21 protein-coding genes are annotated in these 21,448 nt (G+C 56.7%); 12 read left to right on the top strand and 9 right to left on the bottom strand.

Translation table 11 applies throughout. The features are described 5' to 3' along the window. Positions 1–48: 48 nt before the first annotated feature. From xth to tgt, 6 genes are all read right to left on the bottom strand, one after another. Entirely contained in the window at positions 49–822 is a 774-nt protein-coding gene (gene xth / locus D7D48_RS08930) for an exodeoxyribonuclease III (RefSeq protein ID WP_125231076.1), read from the bottom strand. Positions 823–836: 14 nt separating this feature from the next. Continuing rightward, positions 837–1,181, bottom strand: a complete 345-nt coding sequence (locus tag D7D48_RS08925) for a HesB/IscA family protein (protein WP_425452553.1) — start codon at positions 1,179–1,181, stop codon at positions 837–839. Positions 1,182–1,280: 99 nt separating this feature from the next. Beyond that, positions 1,281–2,012, bottom strand: a complete 732-nt coding sequence (locus tag D7D48_RS08920; protein WP_125231074.1) for a M23 family metallopeptidase — start codon at positions 2,010–2,012, stop codon at positions 1,281–1,283. Between the two features lie 322 nt (positions 2,013–2,334). Continuing rightward, positions 2,335–2,793 carry a peroxiredoxin gene (locus D7D48_RS08915; RefSeq protein ID WP_125231073.1) on the bottom strand — a complete coding sequence of 153 codons (459 nt, stop codon included), beginning with the start codon at positions 2,791–2,793 and terminating at the stop codon, positions 2,335–2,337. Between the two features lie 13 nt (positions 2,794–2,806). Continuing rightward, positions 2,807–5,497 carry a bifunctional [glutamate--ammonia ligase]-adenylyl-L-tyrosine phosphorylase/[glutamate--ammonia-ligase] adenylyltransferase gene (glnE, locus tag D7D48_RS08910; RefSeq protein ID WP_125231072.1) on the bottom strand — a complete coding sequence of 897 codons (2,691 nt, stop codon included), beginning with the start codon at positions 5,495–5,497 and terminating at the stop codon, positions 2,807–2,809. Then, on the bottom strand, positions 5,494–6,621 hold the full coding sequence (gene tgt, locus D7D48_RS08905; protein WP_125231071.1) for a tRNA guanosine(34) transglycosylase Tgt: 1,128 nt from the start codon (positions 6,619–6,621) through the stop codon (positions 5,494–5,496). The genes glnE and tgt overlap by 4 nt, the downstream gene beginning before the upstream one ends. Positions 6,622–6,764: 143 nt before the next feature. Here tgt and tldD point away from each other — a divergent pair, with 143 nt between their 5' ends. The 4 genes from tldD (at position 6,765) to D7D48_RS08885 (ending at position 10,969) form a co-directional block, all read left to right on the top strand. Then, positions 6,765–8,192 (top strand): metalloprotease TldD, encoded by a 1,428-nt coding sequence (gene tldD, locus D7D48_RS08900; RefSeq protein WP_125231070.1) that lies wholly within the window; start codon positions 6,765–6,767, stop codon positions 8,190–8,192. A gap of 57 nt (positions 8,193–8,249) precedes the next feature. Next, on the top strand, positions 8,250–8,954 hold the full coding sequence (locus D7D48_RS08895) for an endonuclease/exonuclease/phosphatase family protein (RefSeq protein WP_125231069.1): 705 nt from the start codon (positions 8,250–8,252) through the stop codon (positions 8,952–8,954). A gap of 169 nt (positions 8,955–9,123) precedes the next feature. After that, positions 9,124–9,462, top strand: coding sequence for a P-II family nitrogen regulator (locus D7D48_RS08890; protein WP_125231068.1), 339 nt, complete (start codon positions 9,124–9,126; stop codon positions 9,460–9,462). Between the two features lie 31 nt (positions 9,463–9,493). Further along, positions 9,494–10,969, top strand: a complete 1,476-nt coding sequence (locus D7D48_RS08885; protein WP_125231067.1) for an ammonium transporter — start codon at positions 9,494–9,496, stop codon at positions 10,967–10,969. Positions 10,970–11,748: 779 nt separating this feature from the next. On the opposite strand, the gene D7D48_RS08880 is transcribed toward D7D48_RS08885, so the two are convergent. Together D7D48_RS08880 and D7D48_RS08875 are read right to left on the bottom strand one after the other, a co-directional pair. Continuing rightward, positions 11,749–12,162, bottom strand: coding sequence for a bactofilin family protein (locus tag D7D48_RS08880; protein WP_245964418.1), 414 nt, complete (start codon positions 12,160–12,162; stop codon positions 11,749–11,751). Positions 12,163–12,169: 7 nt separating this feature from the next. After that, on the bottom strand, positions 12,170–13,348 hold the full coding sequence (locus D7D48_RS08875; RefSeq protein ID WP_245964417.1) for a M23 family metallopeptidase: 1,179 nt from the start codon (positions 13,346–13,348) through the stop codon (positions 12,170–12,172). A 290-nt stretch (positions 13,349–13,638) separates the two neighbouring features. On the opposite strand from D7D48_RS08875, the gene D7D48_RS08870 reads away from it, so the two are divergent. From D7D48_RS08870 to D7D48_RS08835, 8 genes are all read left to right on the top strand, one after another. Then, the gene (locus D7D48_RS08870; protein WP_125231065.1) at positions 13,639–14,892 is read left to right on the top strand and encodes a glutamate-5-semialdehyde dehydrogenase; all 1,254 of its coding nucleotides are present in this window, start codon (positions 13,639–13,641) and stop codon (positions 14,890–14,892) included. Positions 14,893–14,900: 8 nt separating this feature from the next. Further along, positions 14,901–15,536, top strand: coding sequence for a nicotinate-nucleotide adenylyltransferase (locus tag D7D48_RS08865; RefSeq protein WP_245964416.1), 636 nt, complete (start codon positions 14,901–14,903; stop codon positions 15,534–15,536). A gap of 63 nt (positions 15,537–15,599) precedes the next feature. After that, the gene (gene rsfS / locus D7D48_RS08860) at positions 15,600–15,944 is read left to right on the top strand and encodes a ribosome silencing factor (RefSeq protein ID WP_245964444.1); all 345 of its coding nucleotides are present in this window, start codon (positions 15,600–15,602) and stop codon (positions 15,942–15,944) included. Positions 15,945–15,968: 24 nt separating this feature from the next. Then, complete coding sequence (locus D7D48_RS08855; protein WP_125231282.1) at positions 15,969–16,406, top strand: 23S rRNA (pseudouridine(1915)-N(3))-methyltransferase RlmH; 438 nt, start codon at positions 15,969–15,971, stop codon at positions 16,404–16,406. 83 nt (positions 16,407–16,489) lie between these two features. Further along, on the top strand, positions 16,490–17,857 hold the full coding sequence (locus D7D48_RS08850) for a S41 family peptidase (RefSeq protein WP_425452567.1): 1,368 nt from the start codon (positions 16,490–16,492) through the stop codon (positions 17,855–17,857). A 49-nt stretch (positions 17,858–17,906) separates the two neighbouring features. Beyond that, positions 17,907–18,386, top strand: coding sequence for a disulfide bond formation protein B (locus D7D48_RS08845; RefSeq protein WP_125231064.1), 480 nt, complete (start codon positions 17,907–17,909; stop codon positions 18,384–18,386). Further along, the gene (locus D7D48_RS08840) at positions 18,365–18,913 is read left to right on the top strand and encodes a demethoxyubiquinone hydroxylase family protein (protein ID WP_245964414.1); all 549 of its coding nucleotides are present in this window, start codon (positions 18,365–18,367) and stop codon (positions 18,911–18,913) included. Before D7D48_RS08845 ends, D7D48_RS08840 begins: the two co-directional genes overlap by 22 nt. A gap of 73 nt (positions 18,914–18,986) precedes the next feature. Then, positions 18,987–19,565, top strand: a complete 579-nt coding sequence (locus D7D48_RS08835; protein WP_125231063.1) for a hypothetical protein — start codon at positions 18,987–18,989, stop codon at positions 19,563–19,565. Position 19,566: 1 nt separating this feature from the next. Here D7D48_RS08835 and D7D48_RS08830 read toward each other — a convergent pair whose 3' ends face one another. After that, positions 19,567–21,318 carry a DUF885 domain-containing protein gene (locus tag D7D48_RS08830; protein WP_125231062.1) on the bottom strand — a complete coding sequence of 584 codons (1,752 nt, stop codon included), beginning with the start codon at positions 21,316–21,318 and terminating at the stop codon, positions 19,567–19,569. Positions 21,319–21,448 lie beyond the last annotated feature (130 nt).

Raw genomic sequence — 21,448 nt, 5'->3', positions numbered from 1 at the left:
AATGGAACTTAACTATAACAAATTGTAGCAGGTGCTACAATATCGGTTTTAGTCCGCTAACTCCACCCAAGTCGGGGCATGGTCGCTCGCCTTTTCGCGGCCACGATGGTCCTTGTCGACGCCGCAATGGGTTAGGCGGTCGGCGACGGCGGGGCTTAACAACAGATGGTCGATGCGAAAGCCATGGTCGCGTTGCCATGCACCGGCCTGAAAGTCCCAAAATGTCCACACCCCGCCTTGCGGATAATGCGTGGCGAGCGCGTCGGTCCAGCCTTGACCAAGCAAGGCGCGATAGGCAGCGATGCTTTCGGGTTGCCGAAGCGCATCGTCCAACATCGCAGCTGGCGCCCAGATATCATGTGCATGCGGGATGACATTATAATCGCCTGCCAATACCGCAGGGATTTCCGCCGCTAGCAATTCTGCCGCGCGGGCATATAGCCGTTTCATCCACGCCAGCTTATAGTCGAATTTGGGGCCGGGTTGCGGGTTGCCATTGGGCAAATAAATGCTCGCAACGCGTATACCTAAAATATCGGCCTCCAAATAACGGGCATGTTCGTCCAACGGATCGCCGGGCAAAGTGCGCTGCGTCTCAATCGGTTGCGCACCTTTGGCGAGGATAGCCACGCCATTGAACGACTTCTGCCCATGCCAGATCGCGCCATAGCCCGCGCGTTCAAACTCCGCGATGGGAAAACCCTCATCTTGCGACTTCACCTCTTGCAAGCAGGCAATGTCGGGCTGGGTCTCCTCTAGCCATTCCAGCAATCGGGGCAGGCGCGCCTTGACGCCGTTAATATTATAAGTCGCAATACGCATGAAGCCACGTCCGCCTAAACTGAAAAGCTCGATCCGCAGCCGCAACCCGCTTGTGCTTGCGGGTTTGTAACCTTGAAGCTCTTGCCGCCAAGCGATTCTACGAAGTCCACAGCAGATCCGCGCACGAGATCAAGGCTCATGGGGTCGACAACCAGCGATGCACCGTCGCCTTGCGCTTGAATGTCGTCGGCCTCAATCGAGTCGGCCAAACCAAAGCGATATTGAAAGCCCGAACAGCCGCCCCCTTCAACCGACAGGCGCAGCACAGGATCCTTGCCCAATTTGGTGGCGATTTCGGCCACGCGGCGCGCGGCGTTTGCTGTCATGGAGATGACTTCAGTGTCGATCATACTGATCATGTAGGCCATGGCACACATAAAGAAAAGGGGCGGCAGAGTATCCCATGCCAGCCCCCAAGATTACACCCTCTCCCAAAGGTGATGCGTTAGCCTGTCCGCTTACTCACCTTCAGCAGGACCGCCAATGGCATTGCTATCAGTAGTTTTTGAGGCAAGCAAGAATTTTGCGCCAGTTGGGTCTGATTGCTGCGGGGCGAGGAAAGCAATTGGGTTGATCGCTTCACCAGCGATGCGCACTTCATAATGCAGATGGCTTCCGGTGGAGCGGCCAGTTGAACCCATATAGCCAACAATGTCACCCTTGCGGATACGTTGGCCGGGGGTCACATTCATAGCCGACAAATGGCCATAACGTGTTTGCACCGCGTTGCCGTGGTTGATTTCAACAAATTTGCCATAGCCGCCAACCCATTCAGCGCGGCCGATGATGCCGTCTGCGGTAGCAAAAATGGGCGTGCCCACGGGGCCAGGAATGTCGATGCCCTTGTGGTTGCGGCTGGCGCCACGTGTGGGGGCATTACGAAAGCCAAAACCGCTGGAGAATTTCATGGTCTCAACAGGGTTGATCGAAGGAACGGCAACGACAACCTTGCTAATGGCACCGTTAATGCGGCCCCAGCTGTCGTTCAATGCCCGAAATTCGGGGTCCGAAACGCCAAGGGCGGTTTGGTTAGCCTTCAAATCTTCGGGTGAAATACGGAAAGTGTCAGACGAAGCGGCGGCGGAATTTGCAACAGCAGGTGTAGCGGTTGCAACAGCGACCAAAATGCCAATCGCAGCGGCAGCTTTCAGGATCAGTGATTGGCACGAAGCCAAAGCGCTGGATACCATGTGTGTCGTTACCTTGTTGTTGCGACCCGCACCGATTTTGGCGCAGCCCCGAAAATTGACCAAGGCAGATGATCTGCCCACTTCTTATGAAAAGGGTCGTGTCCGATGGCTCAATTATATGCAACATCTCTGTCATAATCGCGGGACAAGCCGCCGCTCAAACGCGTTGAGTCGTTGAATTGAGGCTATAGCGCCTGACAAAATGACGGTTTACCGATGTTTTAACGCGGCCAGCGGCCATTTGTTCCGGCCGCGCTGCAGCTGATGAAAGAGATTCGGCTTATGTGTGCCGCATGTCCGAAGTCCCTTTCAAGGGCGCGACCTATAAAGCCTTCGCCGCTGCCAAGACTTCCGCTGCATGGTCCTTGACCTTCACCTTGCGCCAGACCTGCGCCACTTTGCCGTCCTTGCCGACCAGAAAAGTTGACCGGTCAATGCCCATATAGAGTTTACCATACATGGACTTTTCGACCCAGACGCCCATTTGTTCCGTGGCGTCACTCGCTTCGTCCGATAGCAAATGAACATTCAGCGCATATTTCGCGGCAAATTTGGCGAGCTTCGCAGGCTTGTCCTTCGACATGCCGTACACTGGGCAATTCAGCGCCGCAAATTCAGCTGCTAATTCAGTAAAATCCTTCGCCTCATTGGTGCAGCCGGGCGTATCCGCTTTGGGATAGAAATAGAGCACAAACGGGCCGGAAAGCGCCGCCAGATTGACCGGATTGCCTGCGCTATCGGCGACGGTCACGTTGGGCAGCGTGTCGTTAACATCGGTCATGTGTCGTTCCTTTTCAAAAATCGCGTGTGCCAAATAGGCTCTGCCATTGGGTCATGACAACCCCGCGATAATCCCTAAGTGCGTCCATCAACCGGTCCCAACCGTCAAAGCCTAGACTGTGCGCAATTAGCTTTTGTGCCGCCTCGGGCGGGGCTGCGCAATCGGGCGCGATTAGGCGCACCATGACCAATAGCCGCGCCATTAAGGCAAAGGCTTTGGCAAAGTCAGCGTGCAGGTGCCCCGCTGCGACCAACGCATCAATCGCGGGGCCAAGCTGGGGGTGCATGCCGTCATGTGTTTCCAACTGCAGCGCGTGGATGATGAACTCCATATCCACCAATCCGCCGGACAGCAGCTTTACATCCAACGCACCCTTTGGCGGCTTATGCGCGGCCATGTCCTTGCGCATCTTTGCAATATCGAGGCGCAACTTCTCGGTGTCGCGAGGTGTATGCAAAACATCGCGGATGATGTCGGCGACTTGGCCACGCGCGCCGGCTGATCCAAAAAGCACGCGCGCGCGGGTGAGCGCCATATGCTCCCACGTCCAAGCGTTCTCGCGCTGATATTGGTCGAAGCTTTTGACCGACGCGCACAATAGCCCATCTGCACCCGATGGCCGAAGGCGTGTATCAATTTCATATAAGGCACCCGAAGCGGTTGCCACGGACATTGCCGCAATCACCCGTTGCGCCAGCCGGTTAAAATATTGTGTTGCGCCAAGGCTGCGCGGTCCATCCGATTCCGCCAGATAGTCGCCCGTGAACAGTAGGATGATGTCTAAGTCCGATGCGTGCGTTAACGCTTCACCGCCCAGCCTGCCTAAAGCGAGAATGATGAGCTCACCGCCCTTTATTGTGCCATGTGCTTTTTCAAATTCAGCCACGGTCGCGGCCGTCAAGGTTTGAAGCGATGCTTCGGCCAGATGGGCGTAACTGCGGGATATGTCGAGCGCGTCGCTGCGCCCCTCAATCAACTGCACGCCCTGCGCAAAGCGTTTTTCGCCGACATAATCGCGGACGATGTCGAGGGTGGATTGATAATCGGCGGTGCCAATTCGGCGCTGCATCGCGTCCTGCAATGCCGACATGTCGCCGGGCAAATGCATGGCGCTGGTATCAATCAACGCATCAAGATAGCGACTTTGACGGCCCAGATCGTCGGCCAAAGTCGGCGCATAGCTTAAGATATCCGCGACCAGTTGCACGAGGCCGGGACGCGCCTCCAGCAAACGAAAGACGTTAATCGCGCTGGGCATCGCCTCAATCATATTGTCGAAACGGGCGATGGCGCGGTCCGAATCGGGTGCTTGCGCCAGCGCCGCCATGATTGCGGGCAACACCGCCTCAAAGGCTTCGCGCGCTGATGGGCTGCGGATCGCGCGGATTTTGCCGCTGCGCCATCGCGCCAGTCGCTGCATTACGGCTATGGGGTCGGCATAGCCCAGATCGGTGAGTTGCTCCTCCAGCGGCAGACCTTCGTCCGCCAACCGTGGCCCCTCGCTACCCCCTGCATCGACCATGCGGTCATAGATGGTCGCCACCTGCGCCGTAATTGGCGCAATCGCGGCAATCAGCGCGTCGGCATCGGCTAGGCCATGTAATCGCGCGACAGCATCGGCGGTTTCGCGATTGGCGGGTATTTCATGCGTTTGCCGGTCGCTGTGCATTTGCAAGCGATGTTCGAACATCCGCAACTGTGAATAGGCCGAGGACAAGATCTCCGCCTCTTGCGTGCTGATTGGTCCAGCCGCTGCCAGCACCGATAAGGCCGCTCGCGTGTCAGCGATACGCAGCATGGGGTCGCGGCCGCCATGGATAAGCTGATGCGCTTGGGCGAAAAATTCGCATTCCCTTATGCCGCCATGCCCACGTTTCAGGTCAAAGCCGAGGCCCATTTTCTGCCCCTTGGCATAATGGTCGCGGATTTGGGCGGTCATCGCGGTGATATTCTTCAATTGCCCGAAATCGAGCGATTTGCGCCAGATGAACGGCTGAATAGCCTGCAGGAAATAATCGCCTAATGCGCGATCGCCTGCGCTGACCCGTGACCGGATGAAGGCCGCTTGTTCCCACGCCAAGGCAGACGATTCATAATAGCCGATAGCTGCCTCCACCGGCAGAACGATGGGGCTTACCTCCGGCGACGGACGCAACCGCATGTCGACGCGAAAGACATAACCATCCCCGTCCAGCGCGGAGAGCAGTTCAATCACCCGCCTGCCATAACGCACCGCTGCCTCCGCCACATCGTCGCGTTCGCGGTGGGGTAAGGTTTTGGGGTCGAACAGGAATATCGGGTCAATATCCGACGAATAATTTAATTCCCGCCCGCCATGCTTGCCCAATGCGATGACAGCAAAGCCTTGGTTCGGCGCACCCGGCACGCGTTCTTCAATCGCGGCGGCTATGGCTTGATCGAGCGCATGATCAGCAAAGTCGGAGAGGATGCGCGTCACGCGTGTAAGGTCCCAAATTCCGGCAAGGTCGGCGATGGCCGTCACAAGCGCAACGCCTTGGCGCTGCTTCCGCAATGCCGTGCCAGCAGTCTCTGCATTGCGGGCGAGCGCGGTGTTAAGCGCATCGTCGAAATTGCCCGCTTGGATCAGCGGCATGAGGTCGGCGTTGCGATCCATCAGGCCAGCCAAGAATGGGCTATTGGCCTGCGCGCGTTTCAGTGCATCGTTGATCGACGCTGCGCTCATGCTTTGAGATAATCCCGCCGGAATTCTTGCGCAAAGGCTGCAAAGCGCCCCTGCGCTATCGCTGCGCGCATGTCGGCCATCAGCATCTGGTAATAATGCAGATTGTGCTGCGTCATCAGCATCGCACCCAGTATCTCGCCCGAACGAATCAAATGATGGACATAGGCCCGCGTCCATGTCGCGCATACGGGGCACGTGCAGCGGTCATCAATTGGCCCTTGGTCCTCGGCAAATTTGGCGTTGCGGATGTTGATGGGGCCATGATGGGTAAAGGCTTGCCCATTGCGGCCCGACCGTGTGGGTAAAACGCAATCGAACATATCGATGCCGCGCTCCACCGCGCCGACTAAATCGTCGGGCTTGCCAACGCCCATAAGGTATCGCGGGCGATCGGCGGGCAATTGGTCAGGCGCATAATCGAGGCAACCGAACATCGCCTCTTGCCCTTCACCCACCGCAAGGCCGCCAACGGCATAACCGTCAAAGCCAATGTCGATGAGCGCATCGGCGGACCGCTTGCGCAATTCTTCGTCCAATGATCCTTGTTGAATGCCGAACAATGCCGCGCGCGCCGCATGTTCGCCGCCGCTGTCAAACCCGTCGCGGGATCTCTTGGCCCAGCGCATCGACAGTTCCATTGATTTAATGGCTGCGTCCCGCGACACGCCATTGGCGGGACATTCGTCAAACGCCATGACGATATCGGACCCCAATAAACGCTGAATTTCCATTGATCGTTCGGGGGACAGCATATGTTTCGACCCGTCCAAATGGCTTTGGAACGACACGCCCTCTTCGGTGATTTTACGTAAGGCCGATAGGCTCATCACCTGATAACCGCCGCTGTCGGTCAGGATCGGCCGGTCCCAGCCCGAAAATTGATGCAAGCCGCCCAATCGTGCCACCCGCTCTGCGCCGGGACGCAGCATCAGATGATAGGTATTGCCTAATATGATGTCCGCACCCGTCGCGCGCACTTCAGCAGGGCGCATCGCCTTAACCGTGGCGGCGGTGCCCACGGGCATAAAGGCCGGCGTGCGAATTTCGCCACGCAGCATTTGAATGCTGCCTGTGCGGGCCTTGCCATCGGTGGCGGAAATCGAAAATTTGAATCGCGTGGTCATGTGGTGGCTTTAGGGGCTGATAACCGATTTGTCATTCCTGCCTTCGGGGTGGCGGATTGCGCTCGACACCATCGGGGAAGGAATTGGCGTGCAATATATAAATTGCCCTTTCAACCGTCGCCGCACCGGCCCATATAGGTGCCATGACTTATACAGACCCACGCTCCTATCTTTACCAACCTGGCCTACTGGACCCTGATGCGGCGCAGCGGATTACGCGGGATGCGTTGAAAGCCTGCGATGATGGCGAGCTGTATCTGCAATATAGCGCGACCGAGAGCTTTGGTTTTGATGATGGCCGTCTGAAAATGGCGGATTATTCGACTGGATCGGGTTTTGGCCTGCGCGGCGTTTCGGGCGAGATGACGGGGTTCAGTCACGCCAATGACATGAGCGAGGCCGCAATCCGCCGGGCAGGGGAAACTTTGAAGCTGCTCGATCCCACAAAGGATCAGCCTGCGCCGCCACCGCGCCAAAACAACCGGCATTTATACACTGATGGCAACCCGTTGGAGCTGGTGCCCTTCGCGCAAAAGGTGGCTTTGTGCCAACAAATCGACGCCGCCGCCCGCGCCCGTGACCCACGCGTGGCGCAGGTCAGCGTCAGCCTGTCGGGCAGCTGGAGCGTTGTCGAAATCGTCCGCGCCGATGGCTTTGTCGCCACGGACGTCCGGCCCTTGGTGCGCCTCAATGTCGGCATTGTTGCGCAAGATGGCGAACGTCGCGAAACCGGGAACCATGGCTTTGGCGGCCGCTATCTGTACGACAAATTATTTGAAGAACAGGAATGGGAGCACGCCATTGATGTTGCCTTGGCGCAGGCGCTGACCAATTTGCGGTCGGTCGCCGCACCCGCGGGCGAAATGACCGTGTTGCTTGGGCCGGGCTGGCCGGGCGTGTTGCTGCATGAGGCAGTTGGCCATGGCTTGGAGGGTGATTTCAACCGCAAGGGCAGCAGCGCCTTCTCCGGCAAAATCGGGCAGCGCGTGGCCGCACCCGGCGTCACCGTGGTCGATGACGGCACCATGATGAACCGCCGCGGTTCCTTATCGATTGATGATGAAGGCACGCCGACTCAGGAAAATATCCTGATCGAAGACGGCATATTGCGCGCTTATATGCAGGACCGCATGAATGCGCGCCTCATGGGCGTGGAGCCCACGGGCAATGGCCGCCGCGAAAGTTTCGCCCATGCCCCGATGCCGCGCATGACCAACACCTTCATGCGCAGCGGTAATGATGATCCGGCCGAACTATTAAGCCGTGTCAAAAACGGCATTTTCGCCAAAAGCTTTGGCGGCGGGCAGGTGGACATTGTGTCGGGCAAATTCGTGTTTAGCTGCACCGAGGCCTATTTGGTCAAGAACGGCAAGCTGGGCGACCCGATCAAGGGTGCGACGTTGATTGGCGATGGCCCCACTGCGCTTAATAAGGTCATTGGCCTTGGCAATGACATGGCGCTGGATGAAGGCGTTGGCGTCTGCGGCAAGGCGGGACAAAGCGTGCCTGCGGGTGTCGGGCAACCCACCACTTTGGTCAGCGCGTTGACGGTGGGTGGGACCGCTGGTTGATTGGCGTGAATTGCGGCCACAAGCTTGCCATGGCCCAACTAACCGCATGATTCGGACATGAGCCACGCGATCAAGGTTGCGACTTATAATATCCGTAAGGCGGTGGGGTTGGATCAAAAGCGCAACCCGGCGCGAATATTGTCGGTGCTGAATGAAATCGATGCCGATATTGTCGCGCTGCAAGAGGTGGATCGCCGTTTTGGCGCGCGGCAGAGCGCGATACCCTTGGCGATGCTGGAGGCAGATTCGCCTTATGTGCCTGTGCCTTTAAACGCTTTTCCGGCGGCAATTGGCTGGCACGGCAATGCGATATTATTGCGCAAGGGCATTGAGCTGCGCCATGCCCAGCCCATTGACATGCCAACGCTGGAACCGCGCGGCGCGGTGATGGCGGAACTGTCCGTAGGCGGGCATAGCTTGCGCGTGATTGGCGTGCATCTTGATTTGTCGGGCCTGTGGCGGCGTAAGCAAATTCGCGCTTTATTGGCCGCTATTGATGCTAGCCCGCGTTTCATGCCCACGATCATGATGGGTGATTTCAACCAATGGTCGGACAAAGGCGCGCTGAGCGAGTTGGCCTTTCACCATCACCGATTGGTGCAAACGCCCAAAAGCTTTCACACATCGCGCCCCGTTGCGTGTCTTGACCGCATCATCGTTAGCCATGACGTCACGGTTACCGCTGCCGATTGCCATATTTCCGCCTTGTCGAAACAGGCGTCGGATCACCTGCCGATATGGGCCAGCATGCAGATTGGTTAATTGCCTAAATATTAAGCAGTCAAAAATCACTGATTAAATAATAGGCATATTTTATGTCCGCGGTGCGCGGCATTATGACCCCAACGACCTAATACTGTCGCTTTTGCGTTATTTTCGCGTTCTGGCACGGCGTTTGCATATTGCATTGCGATACCATCAGGGGGTTTGCATGAAATATATTATCGCCGTGATTAAACCGCACAAGTTGGATCCGGTACGCGAGGCGCTCACTGCGCTGGGCGTGTCGGGGATGACGGTTAGCGAGGTCAAAGGTTTTGGCCGACAAAAGGGGCAGACCGAAATCTACCGTGGTGCTGAATATGCTACCAACATGGTGCCTAAGGTGAAGATTGAGGTGGCGTGCGCGTCCGATCAAGCCCCTGCGGTCATTGAGGCCATTCAGCATGCCGCCGAAACGGGCGCCATTGGTGATGGCAAAATTTTCGAATTCGATCTTGCCGGTGCGTTACGCATCCGCACCGGCGACACCAACGAAACCGCGCTTTGACGCGATCATATCAAGCTAGGGGAACCAGATAATGTCAAAGACACTGAAATTTTTGGGCGCGGCGGGGGCGACACTGTTCGCTGCCTTGCCCGCCTTTGCGCAGGAGGCTGCGGAGAAAGCAGCTGATGGCGCAGCGACGGCTGGTGCTGTTGTAGCCGCGGCTGTTGCAGACGGCCCGATCAAGGCCCCAACGGTCGAACAAATGGCGGGCATGGTCGACAAGGGCGACACAACGTGGATGCTGATCAGCTCCGCTTTGGTATTGCTGATGTCGATCCCGGCCTTGGCCTTGTTCTACGGTGGTTTGGTCCGCACAAAGAATATGTTAAGCCTGTTGATGCAGGTGTTCATGATTGTGTCGGTCGCGGCGCTTGTCTGGGTCACTTATGGCTACAGCCTGTCCTTCACCAGCGGCAATGCCTTCATTGGCGGCTTTTCTAAGCTGTTTTTGCAAGGGGTCGATGCGACCACATATGCTGCAACATTTAGCAACAATGTCTACATTCCTGAATATGCCTTTGTGGTGTTCCAGATGACCTTTGCCTGCATTACGCCGGCGTTGATTGTCGGCGCATTTGCAGAACGGATCAAGTTCACACCGTTGATGATCTTCACCGTATTGTGGCTGACCTTCGCTTATTTCCCGATCGCGCACATGGTTTGGTACTGGGCTGGTCCAGACTTCTTGGTCGATGCACCAACCGATATGGGCCTGTTGTGGGGCTGGGGTGCGCTGGATTTTGCGGGCGGCACCGTGGTGCACATTAACGCCGGTATTGCGGGCCTTGTCGGCTGCCTTATCATCGGTAAGCGCGTTGGCCATGGCAAAGAAGCGACGCCGCCACATTCGATGACAATGACCATGATTGGCGCATCGCTTTTGTGGGTGGGCTGGTTTGGATTTAACGCTGGCTCCAATTTGGAAGCCAATGGCTTGGCCGCGCTGGCGTTTATTAACACCTTTGTCGCCACAGCTGCTGCGGCGGTGGCATGGTGCCTGATTGAACAATTCCACCATGGTAAACCATCCTTGCTTGGTGCTGTTACCGGCGCCGTTGCCGGCCTTGTGGCCATTACGCCAGCCAGCGGATTTGCAGCGCCCATGACCTCCATCCTGCTTGGCTTTGCGGCATCGGGCCTGTGCTATGTGTTCGTTGCTTATGTGAAGAACAAGCTTGGCTATGACGATACGCTAGACGTCTTTGGCGTCCATGGTGTCGGCGGTATTGTCGGCGCAATTGGCGTGGGCATTGTGGCGGATCCGGCCTTGGGTGGTCAGGGCTGGATCGACTATACCGTGTTCCCAGCCGTTCCGGGCGAATATGACATGGCTGGCCAAGTCATCACTCAGCTTTGGGCGGTGGGGACCACAGTTTTGTGGACTGCAATTGTTTCGGCCATTTTGTTCTACGCGCTGAAATTCACCACTGGCCTGCGTCCAACCGAAGATGCTGAGCGTGAGGGCTTGGACCTCACCGAACATGGTGAGCGAGCCTATAATTATTGAGTTTTACGACTTGGCGGCGGGGCATTTTCTCCTCTCCCTTAATGCCCTGCCCCTCCCGATGTTCCTCCCGCGAACATCCAACTTAAAGCCCGGACCAGTCATGGTTCGGGCCTTTTTTATGTCCCTGCGCGAAAACTACTTTCCTACAAATAACCAGATAGGTTATCTGATTCGCGTCATTCAGGCTGCGGTCTAGAACGTGGGTCGGGATGATGGGAACGCTGGCGTGGAAACGCGCTGGCACGGCCGGCGCGATAGGGTGTTTGCTTCTGCCTTTTAAAAGGGCCTGTTGCATCAAGCTCTGAACAGCGCACAAGAGGCTGGGTGTGGCGGATAACCGCCCCGTTCGTCATGGACGGCCTTGGGGGCTTTAGGAACCTTCATCCCAAGGAAAGCAGCCCAGCCAAGGTAAGGCGGCTCCTAGAATGAGACTGATGGAACAAACGAGCCTTAATCACCCAACACCATCAGCCGGAAGCAGCACCAGCGCTTCCGCGTCGGCCGTCCCCCTTTTTTAAGCGCAAAGATGCACGCGTGGGGTTTGTTGGAAATTATGTTACGCGTGTAGGAAATTTTCAGGTCGCGGGTGCGTTCACGCCGTCCCCCTGAACTTGGTTCAGGGCCCATCGTGCAGCACAACCAGAGCCAGAAAGACTAAATAGACCCTGAACCAAGTTCAGGGTGACTGGTAAAAAAGCGTCTCAGCCCGTTCGTGTCGTGCGAAGACAAGACACCCTTATAGCATCTACCTCCGCTCCAACGCACCAAGCAAAACTTGGTTAAGCGACCTTGGCATCCGCTGTTAGGATAAATGGATCATTATCCTTGCCGACATTGACCGGCGCGCTTGGAATGCTTGGCTTGGCCGTGGACTTGTGGCTGAACTTGCCTTCAATCTGGCCGCCGGGTGCAATGGTTAGATTGCTATAGATCACATCGCCTTTGACACGCGCAGAAGATTCGATGACCAAATCATTGGCTTCGATAGAACCTTCAACATGGCCCGAAAGCTTCGCTGATTCGGCGATGACTTTGCCCACGATGATGCTGCCTTCACCCTGCACGAGATTGCCGCAGGTCACGTCGCCATGCACCTGGCCGTCAATATGAAGGTCGACTCGCGCCGACAAATTGCCGACGATTTCGACGTCGGATGCGATGATCGAGAATGTATGACCTGAGTTGTTGCGCACGCTTACATTATTCCTTTGCGGCAGAGTCGGCACGGTTTCCGGCGACTGTTTGGACCTTGAGAACATCTGGATTTGCCTCCAAAAACTTTCGCGGGTTAATCGCCTGACCGTTAAGGCGCACCTCAAAATGCAGATGGCTGCCGGTCGACCGACCACTGCTGCCCATCCGTCCGATTTGAACGCCGCGATCAACCATTTGCCCCCGTCTGACATTTAAGCCAGACAAATGTGCATAGCGTGTAACGAGCCCATTTGCATGTCTAATTTCGATTGTGTTGCCATAGCCCCCGTTGAAGCCAGCCATAACCACCTTGCCTTCGGCTGCGGCAAGAATGGGAGTGCCAATGGGGCCCTTGAAATCGAGGCCAGCGTGCATCGCGCCGGCGCCGGTGAATGGGTCTGCGCGATAGCCAAAGCCGCTCGACATCATCATCGAAGCGGCGGGCATAGCGGTAGGGATTGCGGCCAAAGCGCGTTCCATTGCGTCCATGCGGCCAAGCGCGGCGGCAAGTTTCAAGAAACGCGGGTCGCGAATGTCTTTTTTACCTTTGCCAAAAAAGGGTTCGAACAGACCACCTTGGGCGTTACGCGCTTGGCGGGCCAAGACTGCGGGGTTGAGCCCGAATTGGCGAATGGCGGCTTCGGCCTTTATTGTGCGCGCGTGCGCGACCTTCGTCATTTTTTCGGCGAACCGAATTTGCCGCGCTTCGATACGGGCAAGGCCAGCAGCTTCGGGAACCATTGCGCTAATGGTCTTCACGGTCTTTTCTTCTTCGCGCGATTGGGTCGAGGTGGCAGGGGCTTGCGCCTCGGGCTCCGGTAAATCACCGAGATATTGGTCGCCCAAGCTTTCCAGCATTTCCTGCCGACGTTCCAAATCCTTCGTCACTTCATCGATGGAACCACGATAGTTAGCTACGCGTTCTTCGGCGGATTCAACCTTGGCCTCTTGCTCGCTCAGCGCAAGGCGCTGGGCGCTCACGGTCATTTGATTAATGGCCATGCCAAAAGTGACGAGCAACCAAGCGCCGATAACGGACGTCAGGGTAACGGCAACGCGGCGCTGCAATTGCGCTGATATTTTCAAAAACCGGACTTGGCCATTGGCCCGCATGAAAAATTCGCGGTCAATAAACCATCCAGCTATCCGGTCTTTCCAACCGGATATTCTGATTTTTAGCGTCACGACCTACCCCGTTATTATGAAGGTCCGCGCCTAGCAGAGGAGTCGGGGCCCGGCGAATCACCGAAAGCAGACTCGTGACGAGTCGGTTGAGTCGTGCGATGAGCTGTGGAAAACTTGCCCAAATGTATCTCTGAAAATGTCCGAATCGATATGTATTTTTCAAATGAGTCGCGTAAAATTACCTAAATTCAATAATCTATGTGCGATTCGCATTTGTTCCTTATGCGATGGATGCACAACGGGGACGATCACTTTCCCTTTTGAAGGCATTTCTCTACGAGTATCAGGCTATGACAGGCAGCAACATTTTGATGACCGATCTCACGGCTAAGGCGCGCAGTGCGGCGCGGTATTTGGCGGGCGTGGATGATGCAACGAAGGCGGCGGCATTAACTGGCGCGGCGCAGGCATTGCGCGATGGCATGGCGGATATCCTCAGCGCCAATGCAACGGATGTTACCGCTGCGGTCGCGGCCGGTATTTCGCCTGCAATGCTGGACCGGCTGACGCTGGATGCACCGCGCGTCGCGTCGATGGCGGCTGCGGTCGAACAGGTCGCAACGCTGGAAGATCCGGTCGGGCAAATCATTGATCGCCGCGAACGACCCAACGGTTTAGTGATGGAGCGCGTCCGTGTGCCTGTTGGGGTGTTGGGCATTATTTATGAAAGCCGCCCGAATGTAACGGCTGATGCGGCCGCTTTGGGGCTGCGGTCGGGTAATGCGGTTATCTTACGCGGCGGTAGCGAAGCGGTGCACAGCAATCGCGCAATCCATGCCTGTATGGTGCAGGGCGTCTGCCAAGCAGGCTTATCAGCCGATATCATTCAGCTTGTCCCGTCGCAGGACCGTGCGCTGGTCGGCGACATGCTGCGCGCGCAAGGGGCGATTGACATGATCATCCCGCGCGGCGGAAAATCGCTTGTGGCGCGCGTTCAGGATGAGGCTCGTGTGCCCGTGCTCGCGCATCTGGACGGCATCTGCCACAGCTATGTGCATAAGGACGCGGATCCCGATATGGCGCAAGCAATAGTGGTCAACGCCAAAATGCGGCGCACCGGCATTTGCGGCGCGACCGAGACGCTGTTGATTGATCAGGATTATCCTGCGCCTGCTGCGTTGATTACAGCATTGCTCGATGCAGGATGCGAAGTGCGGGCGGACGATGTGCTGATGGAGCTGGATGCGCGGACCGTTTCTGCCGACGCGCAGGATTGGGATACTGAATATCTCGACTCGGTTATTTCGGCCTGCGTCGTGTCGGGTTTGGATGAAGCTATGGCGCATATTGCCCGCCATGGATCACACCATACCGACGCGATTATAACCCAGGATTCTGCTACTGCTGCCCGTTTCTTGGCTGAGGTCGATAGCGCGATTGTCATGCACAATGCCTCTACCCAATTTGCCGATGGCGGCGAATTTGGCATGGGCGCGGAAATCGGCATTGCGACGGGCCGTCTGCATGCCCGTGGCCCTGTCGCGCTCGAAGGGCTTACGACCTATAAATGGGTCGTGCGCGGGCAGGGTCAGACCCGCCCTTGAAAAGAGACATGCCCTTGAAAACCATTGGCCTCATGGGGGGATCGTTCAACCCAGCACATGCAGGGCACCGCGCGATCAGCCTGTTTGCGATGGATTCGCTTGGCCTCGATGCATTTTATTGGATGGTCTCGCCGGGTAACCCGCTAAAGCCCAAATCGGACATGGCCCCATTGTCCGCACGCATGGCATCGGCCAAGGTGCAGACGCGCCGCACGCCGATTAAAGTCACGGCCATCGAACGCGATCTTGGCACCGTTTACACCGCCGAAAGCTTGCAAAAGCTGGTCGCACGTTATCCGAAAACGCAGTTCATCTGGATCATGGGGGCGGACAATTTGGCGCAATTTCACCACTGGCGGCGCTGGCGTGATATCGCGCGGTTGATGCCGATTGCAGTTATCGCCAGACCCGGCTATAAGGAGCGCGTCGTTGCGGGTCCCGCAATGGCCTGGTTCAGACGGTTTGTCCGGCGTCCGGAACAGCGTCATCACTGGACGAAATGGAGTACGCCAGCGCTTGTCTTTTTGCGCTTTCGTCCAGATCCGCGTTCTGCCACCGCTTTACGGCGCGCTGACCCATATTGGTTTCACCGATATAAAGAACTTGGAACGCGGGACGGCGTTACCCGAAACATTGTGCTTTAAGGAGCCATCTTGATCGACACTGCTTCCGTTCCTGCGCCGACTGCAAAGTCCAAGGAACCCACATTGACCCCCGACGCGCTGCTCGCGTTGATCCTCCAATCGCTTGACGATGATCAGGCGCAAGAGGTCGTCACCATCCCGCTTGAGGGGAAAAGCAACATTGCCGACCATATGGTTGTCGCATCTGGCCGTTCGTCGCGCCAAGTCGCGTCAATGGCGCAGAAACTTGCCGAGCGTATCAAAAAGGCTGGCCGTCATGCCCGCATCGAAGGTCTGCCGTCGGCGGACTGGGTGCTGATTGATGCGGAAGATGTCATCGTGCATCTGTTCCGTCCCGAAGTCCGCAGCTTCTATAATCTAGAACGCATGTGGGCCTTTGGTGACGCGCCCGAAGTCGCGTCGCAATAAGACCGATTGCCCGCGCCGATGGCGATGCGCCTGCACATCATCGCGCGCGGCAAGATTGGCCGCTCCCCAGAATCGGAACTGGTCGATCGCTATTTGAAGCGGATTAGCTGGCCGACCAAGCATAGCGAACTGCCTGACACGCCTGATAAGGGTCGGGGCGGGGATCTTCCGGCGTCCGATTCCCCTTACAAAACAATCATGTTGGATGAAAAGGGCGCGCAATTGTCCTCGGTTGAACTCGCGCGCTTGTTGGAACGCTGGCGCGATGATGGTGTGCGCGAAGTGCGCTTTCTGATTGGTGCGGCCGACGGCTTTGATGATGCGGCGCGCGCAAGCGCAGATCAGCTCATCGCTTTTGGCAAAGCGACATGGCCGCATCTGATGGCGCGCGCCATGCTGGCCGAGCAATTGTTCCGCGCGACATCGATTATTGCCAACCATCCTTATCATCGTGAGGGATGAAGGCTGCGCCTTTTGCAAAGCTGCTTTCACACAAGGTTAAGGCGAGATATAGCAGCAACAATATGATGAAATGGACATTATCAATGAAGAACCGTTTGCTGCCCTCCACTTTGGCTATTGTGGCGGCCATAGCCGTGCCCGGCACAGTGCTCGTTGCGCAAAATATGCAGCAGCAACAATATGAGGCACAGCAGATTGAGGATCTCGACGCATTTCTTGCTGTCTACCAAAAGGTCAAATCGAGCTATGTCGACAAGGTCGATGACAAAAAATTGATGGAAGGCGCGATTCAGGGGATGCTGTCCAGCCTGGATCCACATAGCGGTTTTCTAGATCGTTCCGACTTTAGTTCGCTGCGGACACAAATTGACGGCGAATATGGCGGTCTTGGGCTTTCGGTAACGCTGGAGGACGAAGCGGTTAAAGTCATTGCGCCGACGAAGGATACGCCCGCAGATAAGGCTGGCATTAAGTCTGGCGACTTCATCACCCATCTGGACGGCAAGCTGATTGTCGGCGGGACCTTGGACGAAGCGGTGGATGCCATGCGCGGCGTGCCGGGCACAACAATTAAGCTCACAATTTTCCGTCCTGGCCGCGATGGGCCATTTGACGTCACATTAACGCGGGCGATTATCGACCTGAAACCTGTACAATGGGAAGTGAAAGACCGCATCGGCATTATTTCCGTCTTGGGCTTTTCCGAACAGACCGGTGCGGATGTTGTTGCCGCCGTTGCCGGTATCAAGAAAAGTGTGGGCGGTAATCCGCTGGGATATATCATTGACCTGCGCTCCAACCCGGGCGGCATATTGGATGAGGCGGTGGTCGTCTCCGATGCGTTTTTGACAAAGGGGGAGATTGTCTCCGAACGTGGCCGCGACCCGCGCAAAGTTGACCGCTGGTGGGCAGAGCGCGCCGTCCCCGGTGACGTGACCGGCGGCGCGCCGATCATTGTGTTGGTGGATGCCGGGTCGGCTTCGGCCTCTGAAATTGTCGCGGGCGCTTTGCAAGATCATCATCGCGGCCTCGTCATGGGGGAACGCAGCTTTGGTAAGGGGTCGGTGCAAAATGTCCTACCCTTGACGCGGGACACGGGCCTGCGCCTGACGGTTGCGCGATACCATTTGCCATCGGGGCGTTCGGTGCAGGAAGGCGGCATTAAGCCAGATATCCGCGTGCCCCAGTTGACGGACCCTGATTATAAAAGCCGCGTGTCGATCCGCGAATCCGACCTGCGCCGTCATTTGGTCAATGAACTGAAAGACAATAATAAGGATCTGGAACAGGACATCACCTACGATCCTCGCTTTGCGATGACTGCGGAGCAGTTGAAGGCAAAGGGTATAGAGGATTTCCAGCTATATTATGCGATGGAAACACTTCAGCGGCTTGGACCCCGGACAATGAAACTCGCGGCAAAGCCCATGAAGGGTAAAGCTAAGAATTGAATTTAGGCTGACATAATTCCGCATGAACATTTTCTAGGCAACACAGCATATGACACCAAAGTTCGATAAGGCCCATTGGTTGGCATTTTTGCTTCCCGCTGCATTGCTGGGCGGGGCTTATGGATCGCAATATATTGGCGGCCTTTTCCCGTGCGAAATGTGTTGGTGGCAGCGTTATCCGCATTTTGCTGCGGTGGTGATTGCGCTCGTCGCTTTTGGCGTCAGCAATGCGGCCTATCGCAAGGTCTTGGTCGCGCTGGCGGCATTGGCGATGGCGACTAGCGGCCTCATTGGCGGCTTTCATGCGGGCGTCGAATATGGCTATTGGGAGGGGCTGACCGCTTGCACCGCGACGATTTCGGGTAGCGGGGATGATTTGCTCCAGTCGATTATGAACGCGCCTTTGGTGCGTTGCGACGTTGCACCGTGGACGTTATTTGGCATTTCTCTTGCTGGGTATAATTTTCTCTTGTCGTTCGGCGGCGCAATGCTCATCTTGGGAATGATATGGCGCAGCAAGAAACTCTGAAAACCGCCGCACAGCGGGCACGGGCAATGGAACGCATGATCCGCGTAAACCAAGCGGGCGAGTTTGGGGCGAAACGGATTTATGCCGGACAGCTTGCGGTGATGGGCGATCGTACCCCAGCGGCGCGCAGCATCGCGCATATGGCCGAACAAGAGGAACGCCATTTAAGCGCCTTTGACAAAATGATGGCCGAACGCGGCGTCCGTCCCACGGCTTTGTACCCGATTTGGAATGTTGCGGGCTTTGCGCTGGGTGCTGTGTCCGCGGCCATCGGGCCAGAGGCCGCAATGGCGTGCACCGTTGCCGTCGAAACCGAAATTGACCGCCATTATAGCGAACAACTCGCCGAAATCGGTGACAGTGACCCCGAATTATCGGCGATGATACTGGATTTCCAAGCCGATGAGTTGGAACATAAGGCCACGGCCTTGGCGCAAGGCGCGGAACGCGCGCCCGCTTATCCGGTGATGAGCGCTTTGGTCCGCCTTGGGTGCCGTACCGCCATTGCCGTGTCGAAACATATATAGGCTTCATACAGCATTCAGCCTGCAATGTTCAAAAGCAGGAAAACAGATATTTGGAGATGATCTCGTGAAGGCAATGACCAGAATTTCGCTCGCGAGCATCGCCCTGATGCTATCGGTTCCGGCGTCGGCGCAGGGTGCACCGGTGGCCAAGCCTGGCGATGAAAAAATCAATCAGCTTATCATCTATGGCGATGACAAATGCCCCGAAAGCGTCGGTGATGAAATCGTTGTCTGCGCCCGCATGGGGGAGGCGGACCGTTATCGCATTCCGACCAATTTGCGCGACGACCCCAATGACCCGCGCAACCAAGCCATGTCAGAGCGGATTAAGTCTTACGAATATGTCGCAGCAAGCGGCACGATGAGCTGCTCGCCATCGGGGGCTGGGGGTTTTACGGGCTGCGGCATAGCGGAGATTAACAAGGCTTATGCCGAAAAGGCGCAAGACCCAGGCATCACTTTCGGTCGCTTAATTGCCGCCGAGCGTGCCAAGCGCATGGCAGGCGTTGACGCCGAAGCCGCCGAAGTGGAAGCGCGCGTTGTCGAATTTGAAAAAGGCCGCGCCGAGCGGGAGGCCAAGTTGCAGGCTGAGCTAGATGCCAAAGAAGCGGCTGGCGTAGAGGCCGAGCCGCTTCCTGAGCCAAAAGGCTAAATCAGCCCTTCGCTTTTTCCGCCGCGACCCAATCCTTAATTTGCTGCTCCAGCACGTCTAGGGGCACAGACCCTTGCCCCAGCACCGCGTCATGGAATGCAGCCAAATCGAATTTGGGGCCAAGTTCCTTTGTTGCCAAGTTGCGCAATTCGCGGATTTTCAGCTCGCCCAATTTGTAAGCAAGCGCCTGACCCGGCCAGCTGATATAACGGTTTACCTCCGCCTCGATATTGGCGGCAGATAAGGCACTATTGTCGGTCATGAAGGCGATGGCCTGTTGCTTGCTCCAACCCTTGGCATGAATACCGGTGTCGACGACCAAGCGGCACGCACGCCACATTTCATAGGACAATCTGCCCATATCCTTGGCGGGCGTGTCATATAGGCCCATTTCAATACCCAGCCGTTCGGAATACAGCCCCCAGCCTTCGGTAAAGGCGGTGAACGACGCGCCATATTTACGGAAATCGGACAAGGGTAGTTCCTGCTGCAACGCGATTTGGTGGTGATGCCCCGGTACCGCTTCATGCACCGACAGCGCCGGAATTTCCCAGAATGGGCGCTGGTTCAGTTTCGACGTGTTGACATAATATGTCCCCGATATCCCGATTTCAGGCGATCCCGGATTATAATAAGCCGTGGTCGTGCCCTCCGCTGTTTCCGCCGGAATTTCTCTTATGCCATAGGGCAGGCGGGGCAGGCGGCCGAACAGGCTGGGCATCTTGCCGTCGATGATTTTGGTCACACGCGCGACTTTCTCCATCAACTCCTCTGGCGTTTTGGCATAATATTGCGGGTCGGTACGCAAATGTTCGATAAAGGCTTCGCGGCTCGGATAGCCTGCCTTTTTCGCGACCTCGACCATTTCGGCGCGGATACGCGATACTTCGCTCAGGCCAATTTGGTGGATTTGCTCCGCAGTCAGATCGGTTGTGGTTTCTTCGCGGATACGAAAGGCATAATAAGCCGCACCATTGGGCTGCGCCGAAACGCCCGGGGCCTTGGCACAAGCGGGCTTATAGCTTGCGGTGTACCAGGCCAACTGCTTGGTCAGCGCCGGGTGTATGACGTTGCTGATGGTCGCCGCCGCTTCGGCTGCGAGCGCTGCGAAGTCACTTTCCGAAATGCTCTCGGGGCGCTTTGCCGCATAAGGGCCGTAAAAACGCGATTGGCGAATGTCGGATGCGATCAGGCCGCGCACGGTCCCTTCGAAACCGGTCAGTGTTTCGCAAGGCTGCGTAAATTTACCCTTGATGGCGACATTGGCGACCGCGATATTCTCGTCATTTACGCGGCCATATTGCGTGAGCCGGGCATTGTAGCTTTCAAAATCCGACTTGGTCTTGAACGGCAAGTTGCGCGACATGCTGGCGAGTTGTTGGTGCCAGCTTGAATAGGTCGTGAAATTGATGGCGCGCTGGCCAAACCTATTGCCTTCGATGGTAGACACTAAGGACCGTCGCAATATGCCGGCCTCTACCTTCGATGCTGCATTCAAGCTATTTGCGGGAATGGCATCCAAGCGGGCAAGGAACTTTGTCGCATCGGCGGCCCTACGGTCCTGCGCGGCCAGCGTATAATCGCCCAGTTCATTGGCATAATCATTCACGCCCAGCGCGCTCGCGTAAACCGGCGCTTCTTGCAGCGTCTTCGCCCAGACGTCGTCCACCAAAATGGTGAGATCCTTATTGGCATCAGCATACGCAGGCGCAGAAAGCGCAAATAAGGATCCAGCGATTAACAGGCTACGCATAAATAAGGCTTCTCCGTCACAAGTCGAGGTGTCGAATAAAGCAGGGAAAGCAGCAATTGGCCAGCGGCGATTCTGTTTGCGTATGGACTCGGCTGCTTACGCGCAGGCTGAACACGGGGGTTCAGCCTGC

Source organism: Sphingorhabdus wooponensis, from assembly GCF_003933235.1.
GTDB classification, from domain to species: domain Bacteria; phylum Pseudomonadota; class Alphaproteobacteria; order Sphingomonadales; family Sphingomonadaceae; genus Sphingorhabdus_B; species Sphingorhabdus_B wooponensis.
Note: the sequence above shows the minus strand (reverse complement) of the source record. Positions and strands in the feature narration are given on the sequence as shown.